Source organism: Pseudomonas sp. GW821-FHT11G12, from assembly GCF_058808055.1.
This window is the reverse complement of sequence record NZ_JBXARH010000007.1, coordinates 203023-221955: the sequence shown is the minus strand read 5'-3', so window position 1 is coordinate 221955 and position 18933 is coordinate 203023. Positions and strand designations below refer to the sequence as shown.

Below are 18933 nucleotides of genomic sequence, written 5' to 3'. Positions count from 1 at the left end.
CCGGATCGATATTCAGCTCCGGGTTGACCTCGCTGCGGCCTTCCAGCCAGTCACCTTCCTGATCCAGCACCAGACTGCGAAGCCCCGCCGGAACCGGCAGTTGCGCCAGCAGATGGCTTTGGGTCAGCAGCAAGGCAATGCCGCTGTCCTCGAACATGTAGGCCAGACGATCCTGCGGGTACTCAGGATCCAGCGGCAGATACGCACCGCCGGCCTTGAGAATCGCCAGCAGCCCGACGACCATTTCCAGCGAGCGCTCGACCGAGATGCCGACCAGCACTTCCGGGCCGACACCGTGTTCGATCAACACCGCTGCCAATTGATTAGCGCGGGCATTGAGCTGGGCGTAAGTCAGACGCTGTTCACCAAACACCAGCGCCAAGGCGTCCGGAGTGGCGCGTACCTGATCTTCGATCAACGAATGCACGCTGCGTGACAGCGGGTATTCCGTGGCAGTGGCGTTCCAGCCTTCGACAATCACGTCGCGTTCTGCGGCGTCGAGCAACACCAGTTCGGCCAGCGAGCAACTCGCGTCGGCCACAACCGCTGCCAGCAGGTTCTGCCAATGCGCGGCCATCCGTTCGATGGTCGCGGCGCTGAACAGGTCGGTGGCGAAAGTCAGCTGTGCGCCGAGACCTTGCGGGGTCTCGAAGGTGTCCAGGCTCAGGTCAAACTGGGCGGTCTGGCTGGCCATGCTCAGCGGATCGATTTGCAGCCCTGGCAGACGCGCGCCTTGCTGCGACTCGCCGGTCGCGAGGTTCTGGTGGTTGAACATCACCTGGAACAGCGGACTGTGGCTCAGGCTGCGTTCCGGTTGCAGGGCCTCCACCAACTGTTCGAACGGCAGTTCCTGATGCGCCTGGGCGCCCATCGCCGATTGCTTGACCTGTTGCAACAGGCTGCGAAAACTCGCCTGCGGGTCAATGCGGGCCTTGAGCACCTGGGTGTTGACGAAGAAGCCGATCAAGCGCTCGGTCTCGACCCGGTTGCGGTTGGCGTTGGGTACGCCGACGCTGATTTCGTTCTGGCCGCTGTAGCGGTGCAACAAGGCCTGGAACGAGGCCAGCAAGACCATGAACACGGTCATGCCTTCGCGCTGGGCGAGGGTTTTCAGACCGGCAGCCAATTGATTGTCGAGGGTTACGTCGAGCCGCTGGCCACGGAAGCTCTGCACCGACGGCCGAGGAAAATCGGTCGGCAGTTGCAGCACTGAATGGTCGGTGCCCAGTTGTTCCTGCCAGTAAGCCAGTTGCCGCGCGCGCTCGCCCGCCTCCATCCAGTGCCGCTGCCAGATGGCGTAGTCGGCGTACTGGATCGGCAATTCGGCGAGGCTGACGTCGCGCCCCTGAGCATAACCGGAATACAACTGCACCAGCTCTTCGACCATGACCCGCATCGACCAGCCATCGGCCGCAATGTGGTGCACGGTGACGGCCAGCACATGGTCGTCATCCGCCAGACGCAGCAGGCTGGCGCGCATCAGCGGGCCGGTCTGCAGATCGAACGGAAGGTGCAACTGTTCGTTGATGTAGGCCTGAATCTGCTGCTCGCGTTGCGCCGGATCCGCCGCGCTATCCAGCGCATCCACCGCGATGGTCAGCGGCAGCTGCGCGTGAATCACCTGCACCGCGCCCTCGTCGTCCTGACCGAAGGTCGTGCGCAGGCTGTCGTGACGGGCGATCACGGCGTTGAACGCACGCTCCAGCGCCGGCACGTCGAGGACGCCGCGCAACTGCAGCGCCGTCGGGATGTTGTAGGCCGCACTGTGCGGGTCCATCTGCCAGACAAACCATTGCCGGTCCTGAGCGAACGACAACGGGATCGCGGTGAACTCCTCGCGGGTCTGCGGAATCGGCAGGTTCGCGGGAGAAACCCCTTCCTGGAGCATCTTTTCAAGATAGAGCGTGCGCTTTTCCAGGGGCAGACAAATAAACCGCCTGGCAATCTTCAGTGCGACATTCCTATCCATCAAGCCTCCTCCATTTCATCAAGCAGGGATTCCAGCTTGCTCAGTTTCAACATATCGACTTGCTCATCGGCGGCGTCCAGCTGGCTGACGAAATCGCCAAGCGCGGGGTGCTGGAAAATCAATTGCGGTGTCAGCTTCAGGCCCAGTTCCAGTTGCAGGCGCGAAACCACGGTGACGGCCAGCAAGGAGTGGCCGCCCAGTTCGAAGAAGTTGTCGTTGAGGCCGATGCGCTCCAGTTGCAGCACGTCCTGCCAGATGGCCGCCACTTGTTGTTGCAGTTCAGTGGACGGCGCGACAAAGGCCTGCTGCGCCTGGCTGGCATCGAACTTGGGCAGCGCCTTGCGTTCGAGTTTGCCGTTCGGACTGACCGGCATTTTCGCCAGCAGCACCCAGTGCAGCGGAACCATATAGTCAGGAACGTTCCGGGCGAGGTGTTCTTTAAGGCGCTGGAACAGTTCGCTGCGGCTGGCCTCGTCGGCTTCCACCAGACGGGCGTCGTTTGGCACCACATAACCCACCAGCAACGAGCCGTCCTGAGCGATGACCACGGTCTCGCGTACGTCATCGTGTTCGGCCAGACGCGCTTCGATTTCGCCCAGTTCGATGCGCAGACCACGGATCTTCACTTGATGGTCCATACGCCCGGCGTACTCGATCACACCGTCGGCGCGATAGCGCGCCAGGTCGCCGGTGCGGTACAGGCGCTGACCGTCACCGAACGGACTGGTGACAAAGCGCTCGGCGGTCAGCGCCGGACGGCGGTGGTAACCACGGGCCAGGCCTTCGCCGCCCAGATACAACTCGCCGATCACACCGACCGGCAACGGCGCCAGGCTGTTGTCGAGGATGTAGGTGCTGAGGTTGGCAATCGGCTGACCGATCGGCACGCTGTCGCGACCTTCGTCGCGGCAAGTCCAGTGAGTGACGTCGATCGCTGCTTCGGTCGGGCCGTAGAGGTTGAACAACCCGGCGTTCGGCAGTTTGGCGAACACTTGCTGTTGCGCATCGACCTGCAACGCTTCGCCGCTGCACACGATCCGCGTCAGGCTGGTGCATTCGACCACCGCTGGGTCTTGCAGGAACGCCTGCAACATCGACGGTACGAAGTGCAGCGTGGTGATGCGCTGTTCGGTGATCACCTGAATCAACTGCGCCGGATCACGGTGTGCGCCCGGAGCCGCGACCACCAACGATGAACCGGTCATCAACGGCCAGAAGAATTCCCACACCGACACGTCGAAACTGAACGGGGTCTTTTGCAGCACGCTGTCATCGGCTGTCAGTTGGTAAGCCTGCTGCATCCAGCACAAGCGGTTGACCAGCGCCGAATGACGGTTGCCCGCGCCTTTCGGTTTGCCGGTCGAGCCGGAGGTGTAGATCACGTAGGCGAGGTTTTCCGGATCGATGTTCAGCTCCGGGTTGGCCTCGCTGCGACCTTCCAGCCAATCACCTTCCTGATCCAGCACCAGACTGCGCAGCCCCGCCGGAACCGGCAGTTGCGCCAGCAGATGGCTTTGGGTCAGCAGCAAGGCAATCCCGCTGTCCTCGAACATGTAGGCCAGACGATCCTGCGGGTACTCTGGGTCCAGCGGCAGATACGCACCGCCCGCCTTGAGAATCGCCAGCAGGCCGACAACCATTTCCAGAGAACGCTCAACCGAAATACCGACCAGCACTTCCGGGCCGACACCGTGTTCGATCAACACCGCAGCCAACTGGTTGGCGCGGGCGTTGAGTTGGGCATAGCTCAGGCGTTGCTCGCCGAACACCAGCGCCAAAGCGTCTGGCGTGGCGCGCACCTGATCCTCGATCAGCGAATGCACGCTGCGCGACAGCGGGTACTCGGTGGCCGTCGCGTTCCATTGTTCGACCTGCTGCTGTTGCTCCTCGCAGGAGAGCAATTCCAGTTGGCCCAACGCCAAAGCGCCGCTCTGCATCATCTGCGTCAGCAGGTTGTGCAAGTGTTCGCCCAGTCGCGCAATGTCGACTTCGGCAAAATGCGCACGGCCGTAGCTGAAGTGCAGCGACAGGGTGTCGCCCATGCTCACGGCGAGGGTCAACGGGTAGTTGGTCTGCTCGTGGTTGGTGACGTCGGTGAAGCGCAATCCGGCCGGCGCACCCTGTTGCATGGCCTCCGATACCGGGTAGTTCTCGAACACCAGAATGCTGTCGAACAGGGCATCGCCGCCCTTGCCGGCCCAGCGCTGGATCTCGAACAGCGGCGTGTGTTCGTGCTCACGCAGGCTCAGGTTTTGCGTCTGCACGGTGTGCAGCCACTGGCCGACACTCTGCTCGGCGCGCGGGGTGCCGATCACCGGCAGGGTGTTGATGAACAGCCCGATCTGCTGCTCGATGCCTTTGAGATCCGCCGGACGCCCGGCCACCGTCGCACCGAACGCGACCGTGTCCTGACCGCTGTAGCGTTGCAGCAACAGCAGCCACGCCGCTTGCACCAGGGTGTTGAGGGTGACTTTCTGCTCGCGGGCGAACTCGGCCAGTTGCCGGGTGGCAGCGGCATTCATGACGCGCTGATGATCGGCATACCCCGCGACAACCATCAGGTCGTCACGACGGGTGATGGCCTGGGTCAGGCGGGTCGGCTCTTGCAGGTCGGCCAACTGGGTTTTCCAGAACGACTCGCTGACGCTGGCGTCCTGACGTTGCAGCCAGGCGATGTAGTCGCGATAACGCCCCACCGATTGCGCCAGCGGCTGACCGCTGTAGCGGTGCAGCACTTCGCCCATCAACTGCGAGTTGCCCCAGCCATCCATCAGGATGTGATGGTTGGTGTAGATCAGGTGGTAGGTGTCATCGTCGATGCGCACCAGACACAGGCGCAGCAACGGCGCGGCGGTCAGCTCGAAGCCCTGTTTGCGTTCCTGCGCGGCCAGTGCGTCGAGGTCGGCCTGATAGTCGCGGCGACCACGCCAGTCCTGCACGTTGAACGGCAGTTCGACCTGTTTGTGCACCACTTGCACCGGGCGTTCGCCCTGCCACAGGAAACCGCTGCGCAGCACGTCATGCGCCTGCAACGCCGCCTGCCAGGCGGCACGGAAGCGCTCGACATCCAGGCCCTGCACATCGGCGCGGGTCTGGTTGATGTAATCGCCCGCCTCTTCCTCGTACAGCGTGTGGAACAGCATGCCTTGCTGCATCGGCGACAGCGGGTAGATGTCTTCGATCAACGACGACGGCAGCGGCAACCCATCGAGTTGTGTCTGGCTCAGCGGTGCCAGCGGGAAGTCCGACGGTGTCACACCGTGCACGCCGTCGCGGCAGCAATGTTCGATCAGTGCCGCCAGTTCCTGCGCGTAATCGTCGGCCAGGGCTTGAACGGTGCCGCGCTCGAACATGCGCTCACTGAAGGTCCAGCCGAGGCTGAATTCGCCGCCGTAAATGCCGCCGTTGAGGGTCAACGGACTGCTGAGCAAGGCGTCCAGGCTCTGCTCCACACCGCGTGCTTCACTGGACGGCGTAAACAGGGCTGCCTGCCCAGCATCGAAGCTGCTGTCGAACTGCCCCAGGTAGTTGAAGGTGATCGCCGGTTGCGGCAAGGCACGCAGGGTTTCACGGACCGCGTCGCTGCCCAGATAACGCAACACACCGAAGCCGATGCCTTTGTTCGGGATGGCGCGCAGTTGTTCCTTGACCGCTTTGAGCGAAGCGCCGAGTTCTGCGCTGGCAGTCAGCTTGACCGGGAACAGGCTGGTGAACCAGCCCACACTGCGGCTCAGGTCGATGTCGGCGAACAGGTCTTCGCGGCCATGGCCTTCGAGCTGAATCAGCGTCGAATCCTCACCGGTCCAACGGCTGATCACCCGTGCCAGTGCGGTCAGCAACAGGTCATTGACCTGGGTGCGATAGGCCGCTGGCGCGTCTTGCAGCAGTTGGCGGGTCAGGTCCGCGCCGAGTCGGGTCTGCACCGTGTGTTCATGACGACTCTGCAAGCTGCCGTCGGCGTGATCCACCGGCAACTGGCTGGATACGTTTTGCAGCTGTTCGAGCCAGTAAGGTTGCTCGGCCAGCAGCGTTTCGCTGCTCGCATAAGCGTGCAGGCGCTCGGCCCAGGTTTTGAACGCGCTGGTCCGGGCCGGCAGTTTCACCGGTTGAGCGCTGCTGATTTGCTGGTAAAGCCCTTGCAAGTCTTCCAGCAGAACACGCCACGAAACGCCGTCGACCACCAGGTGATGGATCACCAGCAACAGCCGCTGACTGCCGTCCGCCAGGGTCGCCAGTACGGCGCGCAACAACGGCCCGCCGAGGGCGAGGCTGCGTTGCGCTTCAAGGCCCAGCGCTTCGAGTTCTGCGGCGTCTGCGACCTGGGTTTGCCACAGCAGATCCTCCGGCTGCTCGCCGACTGCCAGGTGTTGCGCGATCCACTGACCATCGACAGACGCAAACGACAAGCGCAGTGCATCGTGGTGTTCGATCAACGCGTCGAGGGCGGCCTTCAGATGCCCAGCGTCCAGGGTCTGCGAGGTGTTGAGCAGCACCGACTGGTTCCAGTGATGCGGCTCGGCCACGCCTTCTTCGAAGAACTGCAATTGCGCCGGCAGCAACAGCGACGCACCGGTGACCGGCGACTGGTCGATGACAAAACCGCCCTCGCCGACCCGCGCGACACTGGCCAGACCTTGAATGGTCTGGTGCTGGAACAGGTCTTTCGGACTGAAATGAATACCCGCCTGACGGGCGCGGCTGACCACTTGAATCGAGACGATCGAATCACCGCCCAGTTCGAAGAAGTTGTCGGTCACACCGATTTGCGCCAGGCCCAGCACCGCTTGCCAGATGTCCACCAGCGTTTGCTCGGCGGCATTGGTGGCCGCCAGGTAATCCTGCTGCGCTTGCGCCGCATCGGGTTTCGGCAAGGCGTGGCGATCAAGTTTGCCGTTGGGCGACAGCGGCATTTTCGCCAGGAACAACAGGTGCGTCGGCACCATGTAGTCCGGCAAGGTTTGCTGAAGCTGCTCGCGCAATGCACGGCGCAGTTCGCTTTGCAGATCGCTGTCAGCCATGACCGACTCGGCATCGGTCGGCACCACGTAGGCCACCAGTTGCTGACCACTTGGTCCGGCCACCGCCATCACCAGCGTTTCGCGGACGCTCCGGGCATCCAGCAGACGCGCTTCGATTTCACCCAGCTCGATACGGAAACCACGAATCTTCACCTGATGGTCGACACGCCCGATGTACTCGATCACCCCGTCGGCACGGAACCGCGCCAGGTCACCGGTGCGATACAGACGTGCCCCCGGCTGCACCGAGAACGGATCCGGCATGAAGCGCTCGGCGCTCAGGTCCGGACGGTTGAAATAACCGCGAGCGAGCAATTCGCCGCCGATCATCAGCTCGCCCACCGCGCCCACCGGCACCGGTTGGCCGGCGATGTCCAGCAGGTAGATGGAACGGCCCGGCAACGCCGAACCAATCGGCAAGGTCGATGGCGTCGGCTCGGCACCGGTCACATAGTCGCCGCAATCCAGCGACGTGGCGGTCACGGTGGCTTCGGTCGGGCCGTAGGTGTTGAGCAAACGAACGTGGGCCAGACCGGCCTTGTTCCAGGCCGCCATGCCTTCGGGCGGCATCGCTTCACCGCCGGCATGCACCTGACGCAACACGCCGTAGTCACGCGGGCCGACTTCGGCGAAGTCCTTGGCCAGCATGCCCCAGTAGGCGGTGGTCAGATCGATCACGCTGATGCGCTTGTCGAGCATCTCGCTGTACAGGGTTTCGCTGTCCCAGATCTCGGTGCCGCGCAGCACCACCGAAGCACCGGTGATCAGCGCCGGGTACAGCTGCTCGACGAAACCGTCGAAGTTGAACGTCGAGAATTGCAGCACGCAGTCCTGCGCGGTCAACGCCATCAGGTCCACGGTCACGTAGGCGTGCTTGGTCAGCGACGCCTGATTGATCCCCACGCCTTTCGGACGTCCGGTGGAGCCCGATGTGAACATCACGTACGCGAGGTTATCGGCCAGGGTCAGGTTCGGCAGATCAGCGCTTTCGAGCTGCTCTGGTTGACGATCAACACACAGCACCTCGACGCCTGCGACCTGCGGCAGACGCTCCAGCAAATGGCTCTGGCTCAGCAACAGCAGCAGGCCGCTGTCTTCGATCATGCAGGTCAGGCGATCACTCGGGTATTGCGGGTCCAGCGGCACGTACGCGCCGCCGGCCTTGAGCACCGCCAGCAGGCTGATGATCATCTCCAGCGAACGCTCGACCGCGATCCCCACCAGCACGTCAGGACCGACGCCGCGCTGACGCAAGGTGTGCGCCAGGCGGTTGGCCTGCTGGTTGAGTTCGGCGTACGTCAGACGCTGATCGGCAAAGTACAGCGCGACCTGATCCGGCGCGCGTTGTACTTGCTGTTCGAACAATTGATGCACGTGCAGCGCAGTTGGGTAGTGCCCTGCGCAATAACCCCAATCGTTGAGCGCCAGCTCCCGTGCAGCCGCATCGAGCAGTTGCAGGTCGCCCAGGCAACGTTGATCGGAACCGCCGGCCATCTGCATCAGTACGTGGTTCAACTGAGCACCCAGTTGCTCGACGGTGGCGTCGGCAAAGTGTTCGCGGTCAAAGCTGTAATGCACTTCCAGCGTGCCTTCCAGGCTCACGCCCAGGGTCAGCGGGTAGTTGGTCTGTTCGTGGTTGGCCACCGGACCGAAGCGCAGGCCTTGCGGTGCGCCCTGCTCCAGCGCCTGGGCAATCGGGTAGTTCTCGAACACCAGAATGTTGTCGAACAGCGCTTCGCCGCCCTGCCCGGCCCAGCGCTGGATATCGAACAGCGCGGTGTGTTCGAACTCGCGCAGCGCGAGGTTTTGCGCCTGCACCGCTTGCAGCCAGCTGCCGAGCGATTGCTCGGGCCGTGGGCTGGCGATCACCGGCAAGGTGTTGATGAACAGACCGATCTGTTGCTCGATCCCCGGCAAGTCCGCCGGACGCCCCGCCACGGTGGCTCCGAACGCGATGCTGGCCTTGCCGGTGTAGCGTTGCAGCACCAGCAGCCATGCAGCCTGGACGAGGGTGTTGACGGTGACTTTGGAAGCACGGGCGAACTCACCCAGGCGAGCGGTCTGCTCGCCGTCCAGCACGCGATAATGGTCGCCATAGCCTTGCACCACAGGCGCATCTTTTGGCCGGGCGATGGCATGAGCCAGGCGCGTCGGCTCGTCCAGCGTACGCAACGCCGGCAGCCAGAACGCCTCGCTCGCCGCCGCGTCCTGACGCTGCAACCAGCCGATGTAATCGCCGTAGCGACCTGCGTGCGCGGCACTGAACTTGCCGCTGTAGCGTTGCAGCACTTCGCCGAGCAACTGCGAGTTGCTCCAGCCATCCATCAGGATGTGGTGGTTGGTGTAGATCAAGTGATGACGCTGGTCATCGATGCGCACGATCACCAAACGCAGCAGGGTCGATGCATTCAGGTCCAGGCTCTGACGCTCGGCGTCGGCCAGGGTCTGCAACGCGTCTTCCCGCTGCGGCTGCGCACGCCAGTCGTGCAGGCTGTAAGGCATTTGCGCGTGCTTGCTGACCACTTGCACCGGCGCATCCAGCTCGCCCTGCCAGACGAACCGCGTGCGCAGAATGTCGTGCGCATCGACGGCGGCCTGCCAGGCCTGATGGAAACGCTCGGGGTCGAGGCCTTCGACGTCCAGGCGCATCTGGTTGATGTAGTTGCCGGTGGATTCTTCATACACCGCGTGGAACAGCATGCCCTGCTGCATCGGCGACAGCGGATAAACGTCTTCGATCAGCTGTGGCGCCAGCGGCAAGCCGTCCAGTTGAGCCTGGCTCAAGCGCGCCAGCGGGAAGTCCGACGGCGTGACACCGTGATGATCGGCCTGGCAGCAATGCGCGATCAGCGCTTGCAGTTCCTGGGCGTAATCATCGGCCAGACGCTGAATCGTTGCCTCATCGAACATCTCATGGCTGAACGTCCAGCCCAGGTTCAGTTCGCCGCCATACACCTGGCCGTTGAGCGCCAACTGGTTGGCCAGCGGCGCATTGGCATTCAGTTCATCGCCCGCCGCTTCGCTGGACGGCACGAACAGCGCGCCGTCGGCTGCGTCGAAGCTGCCGTCGAACTGGCCCAGGTAGTTGAAGGTCAGGCGCGGAACCGGCAGTTGCGCGAGGGAGGCGCGATCAGCGTCCTCGCCCAGATACGCCAGCGCACCGAAACCGATGCCCTTGTTGGGGATCGCGCGCAGTTGTTCCTTGATCTGTTTCAGCGACGCGCCCAGTTCTGCAACCGGCGTCAGTTTGGCCGGGTACACGGTGGTGAACCAGCCCACGGTGCGGGTCAGGTCGATGCTGTCGAACAGCTCTTCACGGCCATGGCCTTCGAGTTGAATCAATGCACTGTCGGCGCCGGTCCAGCGCACCATCACGCGGGCCAGTGCGGTCAACAGCAAGTCATTGACCTGGGTGCGGTAGGCCGCCGGAGCGTCCTGCAGCAACTGACGGGTCAGGGCCTTGTCCAGACGGGTGCGCACGGTCAGCGCATGACGGTTTTGCAGACCACCGTCGGCGTTGTCCAGCGGCAGCGCGACATCGGCACCTTGAAGCTGGTCCTGCCAGTACGCCAGCTCGGAACGCAGCTCACTGCTGCGGGCGTAGGTTTGCAGGTGCTCGGCCCAAGCCTTGGCGGCGCTGGTTTTGGCCGGCAATTGCAGGGGCTCGCCGGCTGCGATCTGCCGGTAAGCGCTTTGCAGATCATCGAACAGAATCCGCCACGACACGCCGTCCACCACCAGGTGATGGATCGCCAGCAACAACCGCTGGCTGCCGTCGTCGAGGTTTGCCAGCACCGCACGCAGCAGCGGCCCGGCTTGCAGATCGAGGCTGCGTTGCGCCTCGTTGGCCACCGCTTCCAGCGCGGCGGCATCGGCCACATCGACCGTCCACAGGAGAGCATCGTTGCGGCTGTCGACGCCACGGTACTCGGCGTGCCAGCCATCGGCCTGCTCGACGAAGCTCAGGCGCAAACCATCGTGGTGCGCGACCAGCGATTCCAGCGCCTGCTCCAGTGCCGCTGCTTGCAACGGCTGAGTCGGCTTGAGCATCACCGCCTGGTTCCAGTGCTGACGCTCAGGGATGTTCTGTTCGAAGAAGGCCTGTTGCACCGCCAGCAACGGCAGCGCGCCGGTCACCGGGCCCTGATCGATGGCTTGCGCCTGCTCGCCAACCTTGGCCACCGCCGCCAGTGCAGCGATGGTCTGGTGCTGGAACAAGTCTTTCGGCGTGAAGCGGATCCCGGCCTGCCGCGCACGGCTGACCACCTGGATCGAGATGATCGAATCGCCACCCAGTTCGAAGAAGTTGTCGCTGACACCCACCTGCTGAAGTTTCAGCACGTCCTGCCAGATCGTCGCCAGTTGTTGCTCCAGCACGGTTTGCGGCGCGACGTAGGCTTGTTGCAGTTGGCTGACATCCGGTTTCGGCAGGTTCTTGCGGTCGAGTTTGCCGTTCGGCGTCAGTGGCATGCGTTCCAGACGCAGCACGTAGGCCGGCACCATATGCGCCGGCAGTGTGGCTTTGAGTTGCTCACGCAGGTCTTCGGCGAAATCTTCGCGCGCCGAATCACCGACCACGTAGGCCACCAGACGCTTGCCGCTGCCGGCGCTGCCTTCCTGCGCCACGACTACCGCTTCCCGCACGCCGTCGAGGGCTTGCAGGCAGGCTTCGATTTCCCCCAGTTCGATCCGGAAACCACGAATTTTCACCTGATTGTCGATGCGATCCAGGTAGTCGAAGGTGCCGTCGGCACGCTGGCGCACCAGGTCGCCGGTGCGGTACAGCAAGCCAGCGGTGTGGCTGAACGGATCCGCGACAAAACGCTCGGCTGTCAGCCCCGGACGGTTGAGGTAACCACGCGCCAGGCCCGTGCCGCCGAGGTACAACTCGCCAGCCATGCCTTGCGGCAACAGGTTCAGATCGGCGTCGAGCACATAGGCGCTGCGGTCACCGATACGGCTGCCGATCGGCGCGTAGGCCGCACCGCACGGCACTTCGCGACCGGCCTTCCAGATCAGCGGCGTGACTACGGTTTCGGTCGGCCCGTAACCGTTGATGATGTAGTCCGGATCGAGGGCGCGTTTGACCCGTTCGAAACTGGCGCTCGGCACCGCGTCACCGCCGAAGCAGTAGATACGCACCTTGGGTGGGTTGCCCTCGCGCTCGGCGTGTTCGGCCAGTTGTTGCAAGTACACCGGCGGGAACGCAACCACGGTCACTCCGTGTTCGCGCATTGCGTTGTACGTCTGCTCCGGGGTCCACAGCGTGTCGTCGCGGATCAGCAGCGAGGCACCGTGGGTCAGGCTGGTCAGCCAGCGCTCGTGGGCACCGTCGAAGGCGAACGACATGAAGTGGAATTCGCAGTCGCTGTCACGCATTTCATAACGCTGACCGATGGCCTGGCAGTGCATCGCCAACGGGCCATGGGCAACGCTGACGCCCTTCGGATTACCGGTGGAACCGGAGGTGTAGATCACGTAGGCGAGGTTGTCCGGATCGAGCTGCACCTGCGGTGCCTTGATCGGCCACTCGCGCAAGTCGAGGCGATCCAGTTCCAGCACCGGCACCGATTCGGCGACCGGCAATTGTGCCGACACCAACGAATCGCTGATCAGCAACGCCAGCCCCGAATCCTCGATCAGGTACGCCAGACGCTCGCGCGGATAACTGGTGTCCAGCGGCACATAGGCACCGCCCGCCTTGAGTACGGCCAGCAAGGCGACGATCACCGCTTCGCTGCGCGGCAAGGCCACGCCGACCCGGGTTTCGGCACCGACACCGCGGGCAATCAGCGCGTGGGCCAGTTGATTGGCGCGCTGATCGATCTCGCCATAACTGAAGTGCTGACCGTTGAAAATCACTGCGGTGCGCTGCGGACGCTCGGCGGCCAGGGCGCTGATCCGCTGGTGCACAGCGATGTCCACCGGGTACGGCTGCGGGTGGTTATCAGCCTGTTGACGGGCGTGTTCGCCGGCGTCGGCCAAGGCGATTTCACCGAGGCTGCGCTCGGCCGACACAGCAAACTGCTCAAGCAATTGCAGCAGGTGCGCGCTGATGCCTTCGATGGCAGCGTGGGCGAAATGGCCACGATCGAAGCTGTAGTGCAGCGCCAGTTGCTCACCGAGGGTGACGGCGACGCTCAACGCATAGTGGGTCTGTTCCAGGTTGGCGACTTCGCCGAACACCACGCCCTGATCGGCGCCTTGCTTCAGGGCCTGGGCAATCGGGTAGTTTTCGAACACCAGGATGTTGTCGAACAGCGCTTCACCGCCCTGCCCGGCCCAACGCTGAATGTCCGCCAGCGGCGTGTGCTCGAAATCGCGCAGGCTGAGGTTTTGCCCCTGCACGGCTTGCAGCCAGGTGCCCACGCTTTGATCGGGACGCGGCGCACCAATCACCGGCAAGGTATTGATGAACAGTCCAACTTGCTGCTCGATGCCCGGCAGGTCCGCCGGACGCCCGGCAACCGTGGCCCCGAACGCCACCGTTTCGTGACCGGTGTAGCGTTGCAGCAACAGCAGCCACGCGGCCTGGATCAAGGTGTTGACGGTGACTTTCTGCTGGCGGGCGAAGGTTTCCAGCACACGGGTTTGCGCCACGTCGAGGGTCTGGAAGTGATCGCCGTGACCGCTCTGGCTGTCGCTGGTCGAGGCCACGCGGGCCAGACGGGTCGGCTCTTGCAGGGCGGCCAGTTGCTCGCCCCAGAAGTTTTCGCTGAGTCGAGCGTCCTGACGTTGCAGCCAGGCGATGTAGTCGCGATAGCGTCCGCCGGCATTCGCCGGAATCTGCCCGCTGTAGCGCTGCAACACTTCGCCGAGCAACTGCGAGTTGCTCCAGCCATCCATCAGGATGTGGTGATGGGTGTAGATCAGGTGCCACTGCTCGGCGCCGGTCTGCACCAGCACCAGACGCAGCAGCGGCGCGCAGGTCAGGTCGAAGCCTTTTTGGCGCTCGGCATCGGCCAGCGCCGCGAGGGCTTGTGGCTGATCGTCACGGGAGCGCCAGTCCAGCGCGGTGAACGGCAATTGCACCTGCTTGTGGACGATTTGCACCGGCTCGGCCAGCTCGCCCTGCCAGACAAACCCGCTGCGCAGGATGTCCTGAGCATCGACGGTGGCTTGCCACGCATCGCGGAAACGCTGTGGATCGATGCCTTGAACGTCGACGCGCATCTGGTTGATGTACTCGCCCGCCGCTTGCTCGTACAGGGTATGGAACAGCAGCCCCTGCTGCATCGGCGACAGCGGATAGAGATCGTCCAGCTCACCGGCCGGCACCGGCAGCGCATCGAGTTGCGCCTGCGTCACGCGCGCCAGCGGGAAGTCCGACGGTGTCGCTTGCGGCGCTTCGAGCGCACAGCAATGGTCGATCAAAGCGTTGAGTTCAAGGGCGTATTGATCTGCCAGTTGCTGCACGGTCGCCGTGTCGAACATCTCACGGCTGAAGCCCCAGTTCAGCGCCAGCTCGCCGCCGTACACCTGGCCTTCGACCGTCAGCCAGTTGGCCAACGGCGCCGACGGATCCTGCGCTTCACCGCCACCTTCACCGGACGGCACAAACAGGGCTGCCTCATCGAACTGACGGTCGAACTGGCCGAGGTAGTTGAAGGTGACACGCGGTTTGACGTCGCTGTTCAGTGACGCCGCCGTTTGCGCGTCCGCCAGATAACGCAGTGCGCCGTAGCTCAGGCCTTTGTCCGGCACGGCACGCAGTTGTTCCTTGATGGCTTTGATCGAAGCGCCCAGGTTGTCCGCCGGGCGCAGATTGACCGGGAACAGACTGGTGAACCAGCCAAGGGTGCGGGTCAGGTCGACGTCATCGAACAGGTCTTCACGACCGTGACCTTCCAGTTGAATCAGGGTGCTGGCCTGGCCGCTCCAGCGGCAGACCACTCGGGCCAGCGCAGTCAGCAGCAGGTCGTTGACCTGGGTGCGATAGGCCGCCGGGGCCTGTTGCAGCAACTTGCGGGTCTGTTCAGCGCTGAGCTTGAGTTCGACCTTGTCTTCGAAACGGTTTTCCAGTGCGCCGTCAGGACGCTCGCAAGGCAGTTCGGCATGCGGTGCGTCACGCAGTTGCGCCTGCCAGTAATCGAGGCTTTCGGCGAAAGTCGGCAGGTGCCCTTGCAGGCGTGCAACCCACTGCTGATACGAACTGGTCTTGCCTGGCAAGGCGCTCGCCGCGCCGCTCAGGGACTGGGTGTAAGCGGCTTGCAAGTCTTCCAGAAAAACGCGCCACGACACACCGTCGATCACCAGGTGATGCGCGACCAGCAGCAAACGCTGGCCGCCATCGGCCATATTCACCAGCAACGCTCGCAGCAATGGCCCGTTGCTCAGGTCCAGGCTGCGCTGGGCTTCGTCGCACAAGGCCTTGAGGTCTTCCAGCGATTGCGCGTCGCGTTGCCACAACACCGACTCGCCGGTTGCCGCGGCATACGCCTGCTGCCAACCCTCGGCAGTCGGCTCGTAGCGCAGGCGCAGCGCGTCGTGATGGTTGAGCAACTGGCTCAGCGCGCGATCCAGCGCGCCAGCGTCCACAGGCTGTTGCGCCGTCAGCAACAGCGACTGGTTCCAGTGCTGACGTTGAGGAATGTCTTGCTCAAAGAACCACTGCTGCACCGGCGCCAGCGCCACGGCGCCCACGGCCGGGCCTTGGTCGATCAGCGTCTGTTGGCCCTGACGGGCGACTTGCGCGAGGCTGCGGATAGTCTGGTGCTGGAACAGTTCTTTGGGGCTCAGCACAATCCCGGCCTGACGGGAGCGGCTGACCACTTGCATCGATACGATGGAGTCGCCGCCGAGTTCGAAGAAGTTGTCTTCGAGGCCGACGTTTTCAATCGACAACACATCCTGCCAGATCGCCGCCAGGGCTTTTTCCAGGGCGCTGCGTGGCGCCACGTGTTCGCGTTGTTGCTGGCTGCCATCGACGGCCGGCAGCGCTTTGCGATCGAGTTTGCCGTTGGGCGTCAGCGGCAGTTGTTCGAGGAACAGCAGATACGCCGGCACCATGTAGTCCGGCAAATGTTGGCGCAACGCTGCTTTCAGGGTTTCGCGCAGGCTCGCCTGTGCATCGGCATCCGCCACCAGCACGACCGCGTCGGTCGGCACGATGTAGGCCACCAATTGTTGGCCGCTGGCGCCTTCCTGAGCCAGCACCGCCAGCTCGCGCACCGCGTCCTGTTGCAACAGCCGCGCTTCGATTTCGCCGAGCTCGATGCGGAAACCGCGCACCTTCACCTGGTGGTCGATCCGGCCGACGTATTGCAACGCGCCATCGGCCTGATAACGGGTCAGGTCACCAGTGCGGTACAGCCGCTCGCCGTTGTTGGCGAATGGATTGGGCACGTACTTCTCGGCGGTCATCGCTGCGCGGCCCAGATAGCCACGGGTAATACCGGCACCCGCCAGATACAGTTCGGCCGCTGCGCCTTGCGGCACTGGTTGCAGATCGGCGTCCAGCAGGTAACTGGCGGTGCCGGTCAGTGGACGACCGATGCTCGGCGTACCGCCCGCCGCACGACGGGTCCAGGTCGAATACGTGGTGTCTTCCGACGGGCCGTACAGGTCGTAGACGTGTTCGACGCTGGCCTGTTGATACAGCGCCTCGACCAGGCTTTGCTTCAGCGGTTCACCCGCGAGGTTGATGATGCGCACGCTCGACGGGATCGCACCGTCGCGCTGCAAGGCATTGATCGCCGAAGGCACGGTGTTGATCAACCGCACCTGATCGCGTGCCGGCAGTTGCGGCAGCTCCAGGGCATTGCGCGCGATGATCACCGAGCCGCCGTTGGCGAGGGTGACAAACAGCTCCCACACGGACAGGTCGAAGCACACCGACGTCGACGCCAGCACACCTTGGATGTCATCGCGGCTGTAGACCGTGCGCGACCAGTCGATCAAGGCCTGCACGTTGCGGTGCGCGATGGCCACGCCTTTCGGTTTGCCGGTGGAGCCGGAGGTGTAGATCACGTAGGCGAGGTTGTCCGGCGTCACCGCCGTGACTGGCGTACTGGACGGATACGCCGCCAGTTCGGCGGCGATCCGGTCCAGCAACAGGACTTGGGTTTCGGCGTTGACGGAAAGCGTCTCGGCCACGGCCTGCTCGGTCAGCAGCACCAGCGCGCGGCTGTCTTCAAGCATGTAGGCGACGCGATCCGCCGGGTAATCCGGGTCCAGCGGCACGTAGGCGCCACCGGCCTTGAGCACCGCCAGCAACGCCACCAGCAAACTGTCGGAACGCTGCATGGCAACGCCGACCCGGACTTCCGGGCCGACGCCGCATTCGATCAGTTTGTGCGCCAGCGCATTGGCCCGCGCATCGATCTCGGCGTAGGTGAAGGTTTGCTCGCCAAAGGTCACGGCCAGCGCGTCCGGCTGGGCGGCAACTTGTTGCTCGATCAAGCGATGGATGCTCGACGCCTCGGCAGTGCCGGCCTGCGCGCTGTTCCAGTCGAACACCATGCGTTGGTATTCGGCCGCTTCCAGCAACGGCAGATCGCTGATGCGCTGATTGCTGTTCTGCACCATGCCACGCAGCAGGTTCAGCCAGTGCTGCGCCATGCGCGTGATGGTCTGTGGGTCGAACAGATCGTTGGCGTAGGTCAGCGCGGCGTGCAGCCGGCCGCCCTTCTCGTAAGTGTCCAGGGTCAGATCGAATTGCGTGGTGCGCCCCTGCCATTCGATGACGCCCAGTTCCAGCCCGGACGCGGTGCTCACCGTGCTGATGTCGGCGACTTGCGGCTGATGGTTGTACATCACCTGAAACAGCGGCGTGTGGCTTAGGCTGCGTTCCAGCTTCAGCGCTTCGACCAGCCGCTCGAACGGCAAGTCCTGATGAGCCTGGGCGCCAAGCGCGGTCTCTTTGACGGCGCGCAACAGATCGCCGACGCGCGTCTGCCCGTCCAGTTCGGTACGCAATACCTGGGTGTTGACGAAGAAGCCGATCAGGCCTTCGATTTCACCCCGATTGCGGTTGGCGATCGGCACGCCTACGCGGATGTCCGACTGCCCGGTGTAGCGATGCAGCAGCACGTTGAAGGCGCCGAGCAGCAACATGAACAAGGTGATGTTGTGCTGTTGGGCGCTGCTGCGCAGTTGTTCCGCCAGCGCGCCGTCGATGGCGAATTCGTAACGCGTACCGCGATAGCTCGGCATTGCCGGGCGCGGGTGATCGGTTGGCAGCTCCAGCACCGGGTGCTCATCGCCCAGTTGCGCCTGCCAGTATTCCAGTTGCCGCGCCTGTTCGCCCGCTTCCAGCCAGCGGCGCTGCCACAGTGCGTAGTCGCTGTACTGGATCGGCAACGGCGCCAGTTGCGGCGACTCCCCGGCTTCATGGGCGTCATAGCAACGGATGAATTCGTCGATCAGCACGTTCATCGACCAGCCATCGGAAACGATGTGGTGCAAGGTCAGCAGCAGCACGTGCTCCTGTTCGTCGAGCTTGAGCAACTTGACCCGCAGCAGCGGGCCGACGGCCAGATCGAATGGCTGCAAGGATTGTTGCTGAGCGGCGTCGGCTACCGCGGCTTCCCGCTCGGGCGCGGCGAGACCGCTGAAATCTACGTGTTCGATCACCAGCGGCGCGTCGGCCGGCACTTGCAGCAGACTGTCGTCGGCCTGTCGCTGGAACACCGTGCGCAGGGTTTCGTGACGCGCCACCAGGCTGGCAAACGCCGCCTCGAGCGCAGTCAGGCTCAAGCGCCCCGTCAGGCGTACCGCGCCCGGCAAGTTGTAGGCGCCGCTGTGCGGGTCCAGCTGCCAGAGAAACCACATACGCTGCTGCGCGTAGGACAGCGCCTGCCGATCATCGGCCTCGACCCCTTGGGGAATCGGAAAACGGGCGAAATCCACGCCCTCCTTGTGCAGGGCCGCGAGGAACATCTGGCGCTTTTCCAGGGGCAACCCGATAAACCGGCGAGCAAGTTTCAAGGAGTCTTCAGCATTCAT

At 63.7% G+C, this 18933-nt stretch carries 2 protein-coding genes (1 of these 2 only partly in view); both read right to left on the bottom strand.

The genetic code is table 11. From position 1 onward, the window contains the following. A protein-coding gene (locus AC1RR7_RS21065; protein WP_493158348.1) for a non-ribosomal peptide synthase/polyketide synthase crosses the window boundary here: on the bottom strand, nt 1–1969 show its 5' portion. It extends 11537 nt beyond the left edge of the window; the window shows 1969 of its 13506 coding nt (coding positions 1–1969); its start codon is at nt 1967–1969; its stop codon lies off the left edge, out of view. Next, on the bottom strand, nt 1969–18933 hold the full coding sequence (locus AC1RR7_RS21060) for a non-ribosomal peptide synthase/polyketide synthase (protein WP_493158347.1): 16965 nt from the start codon (nt 18931–18933) through the stop codon (nt 1969–1971). Before AC1RR7_RS21060 ends, AC1RR7_RS21065 begins: the two co-directional genes overlap by 1 nt.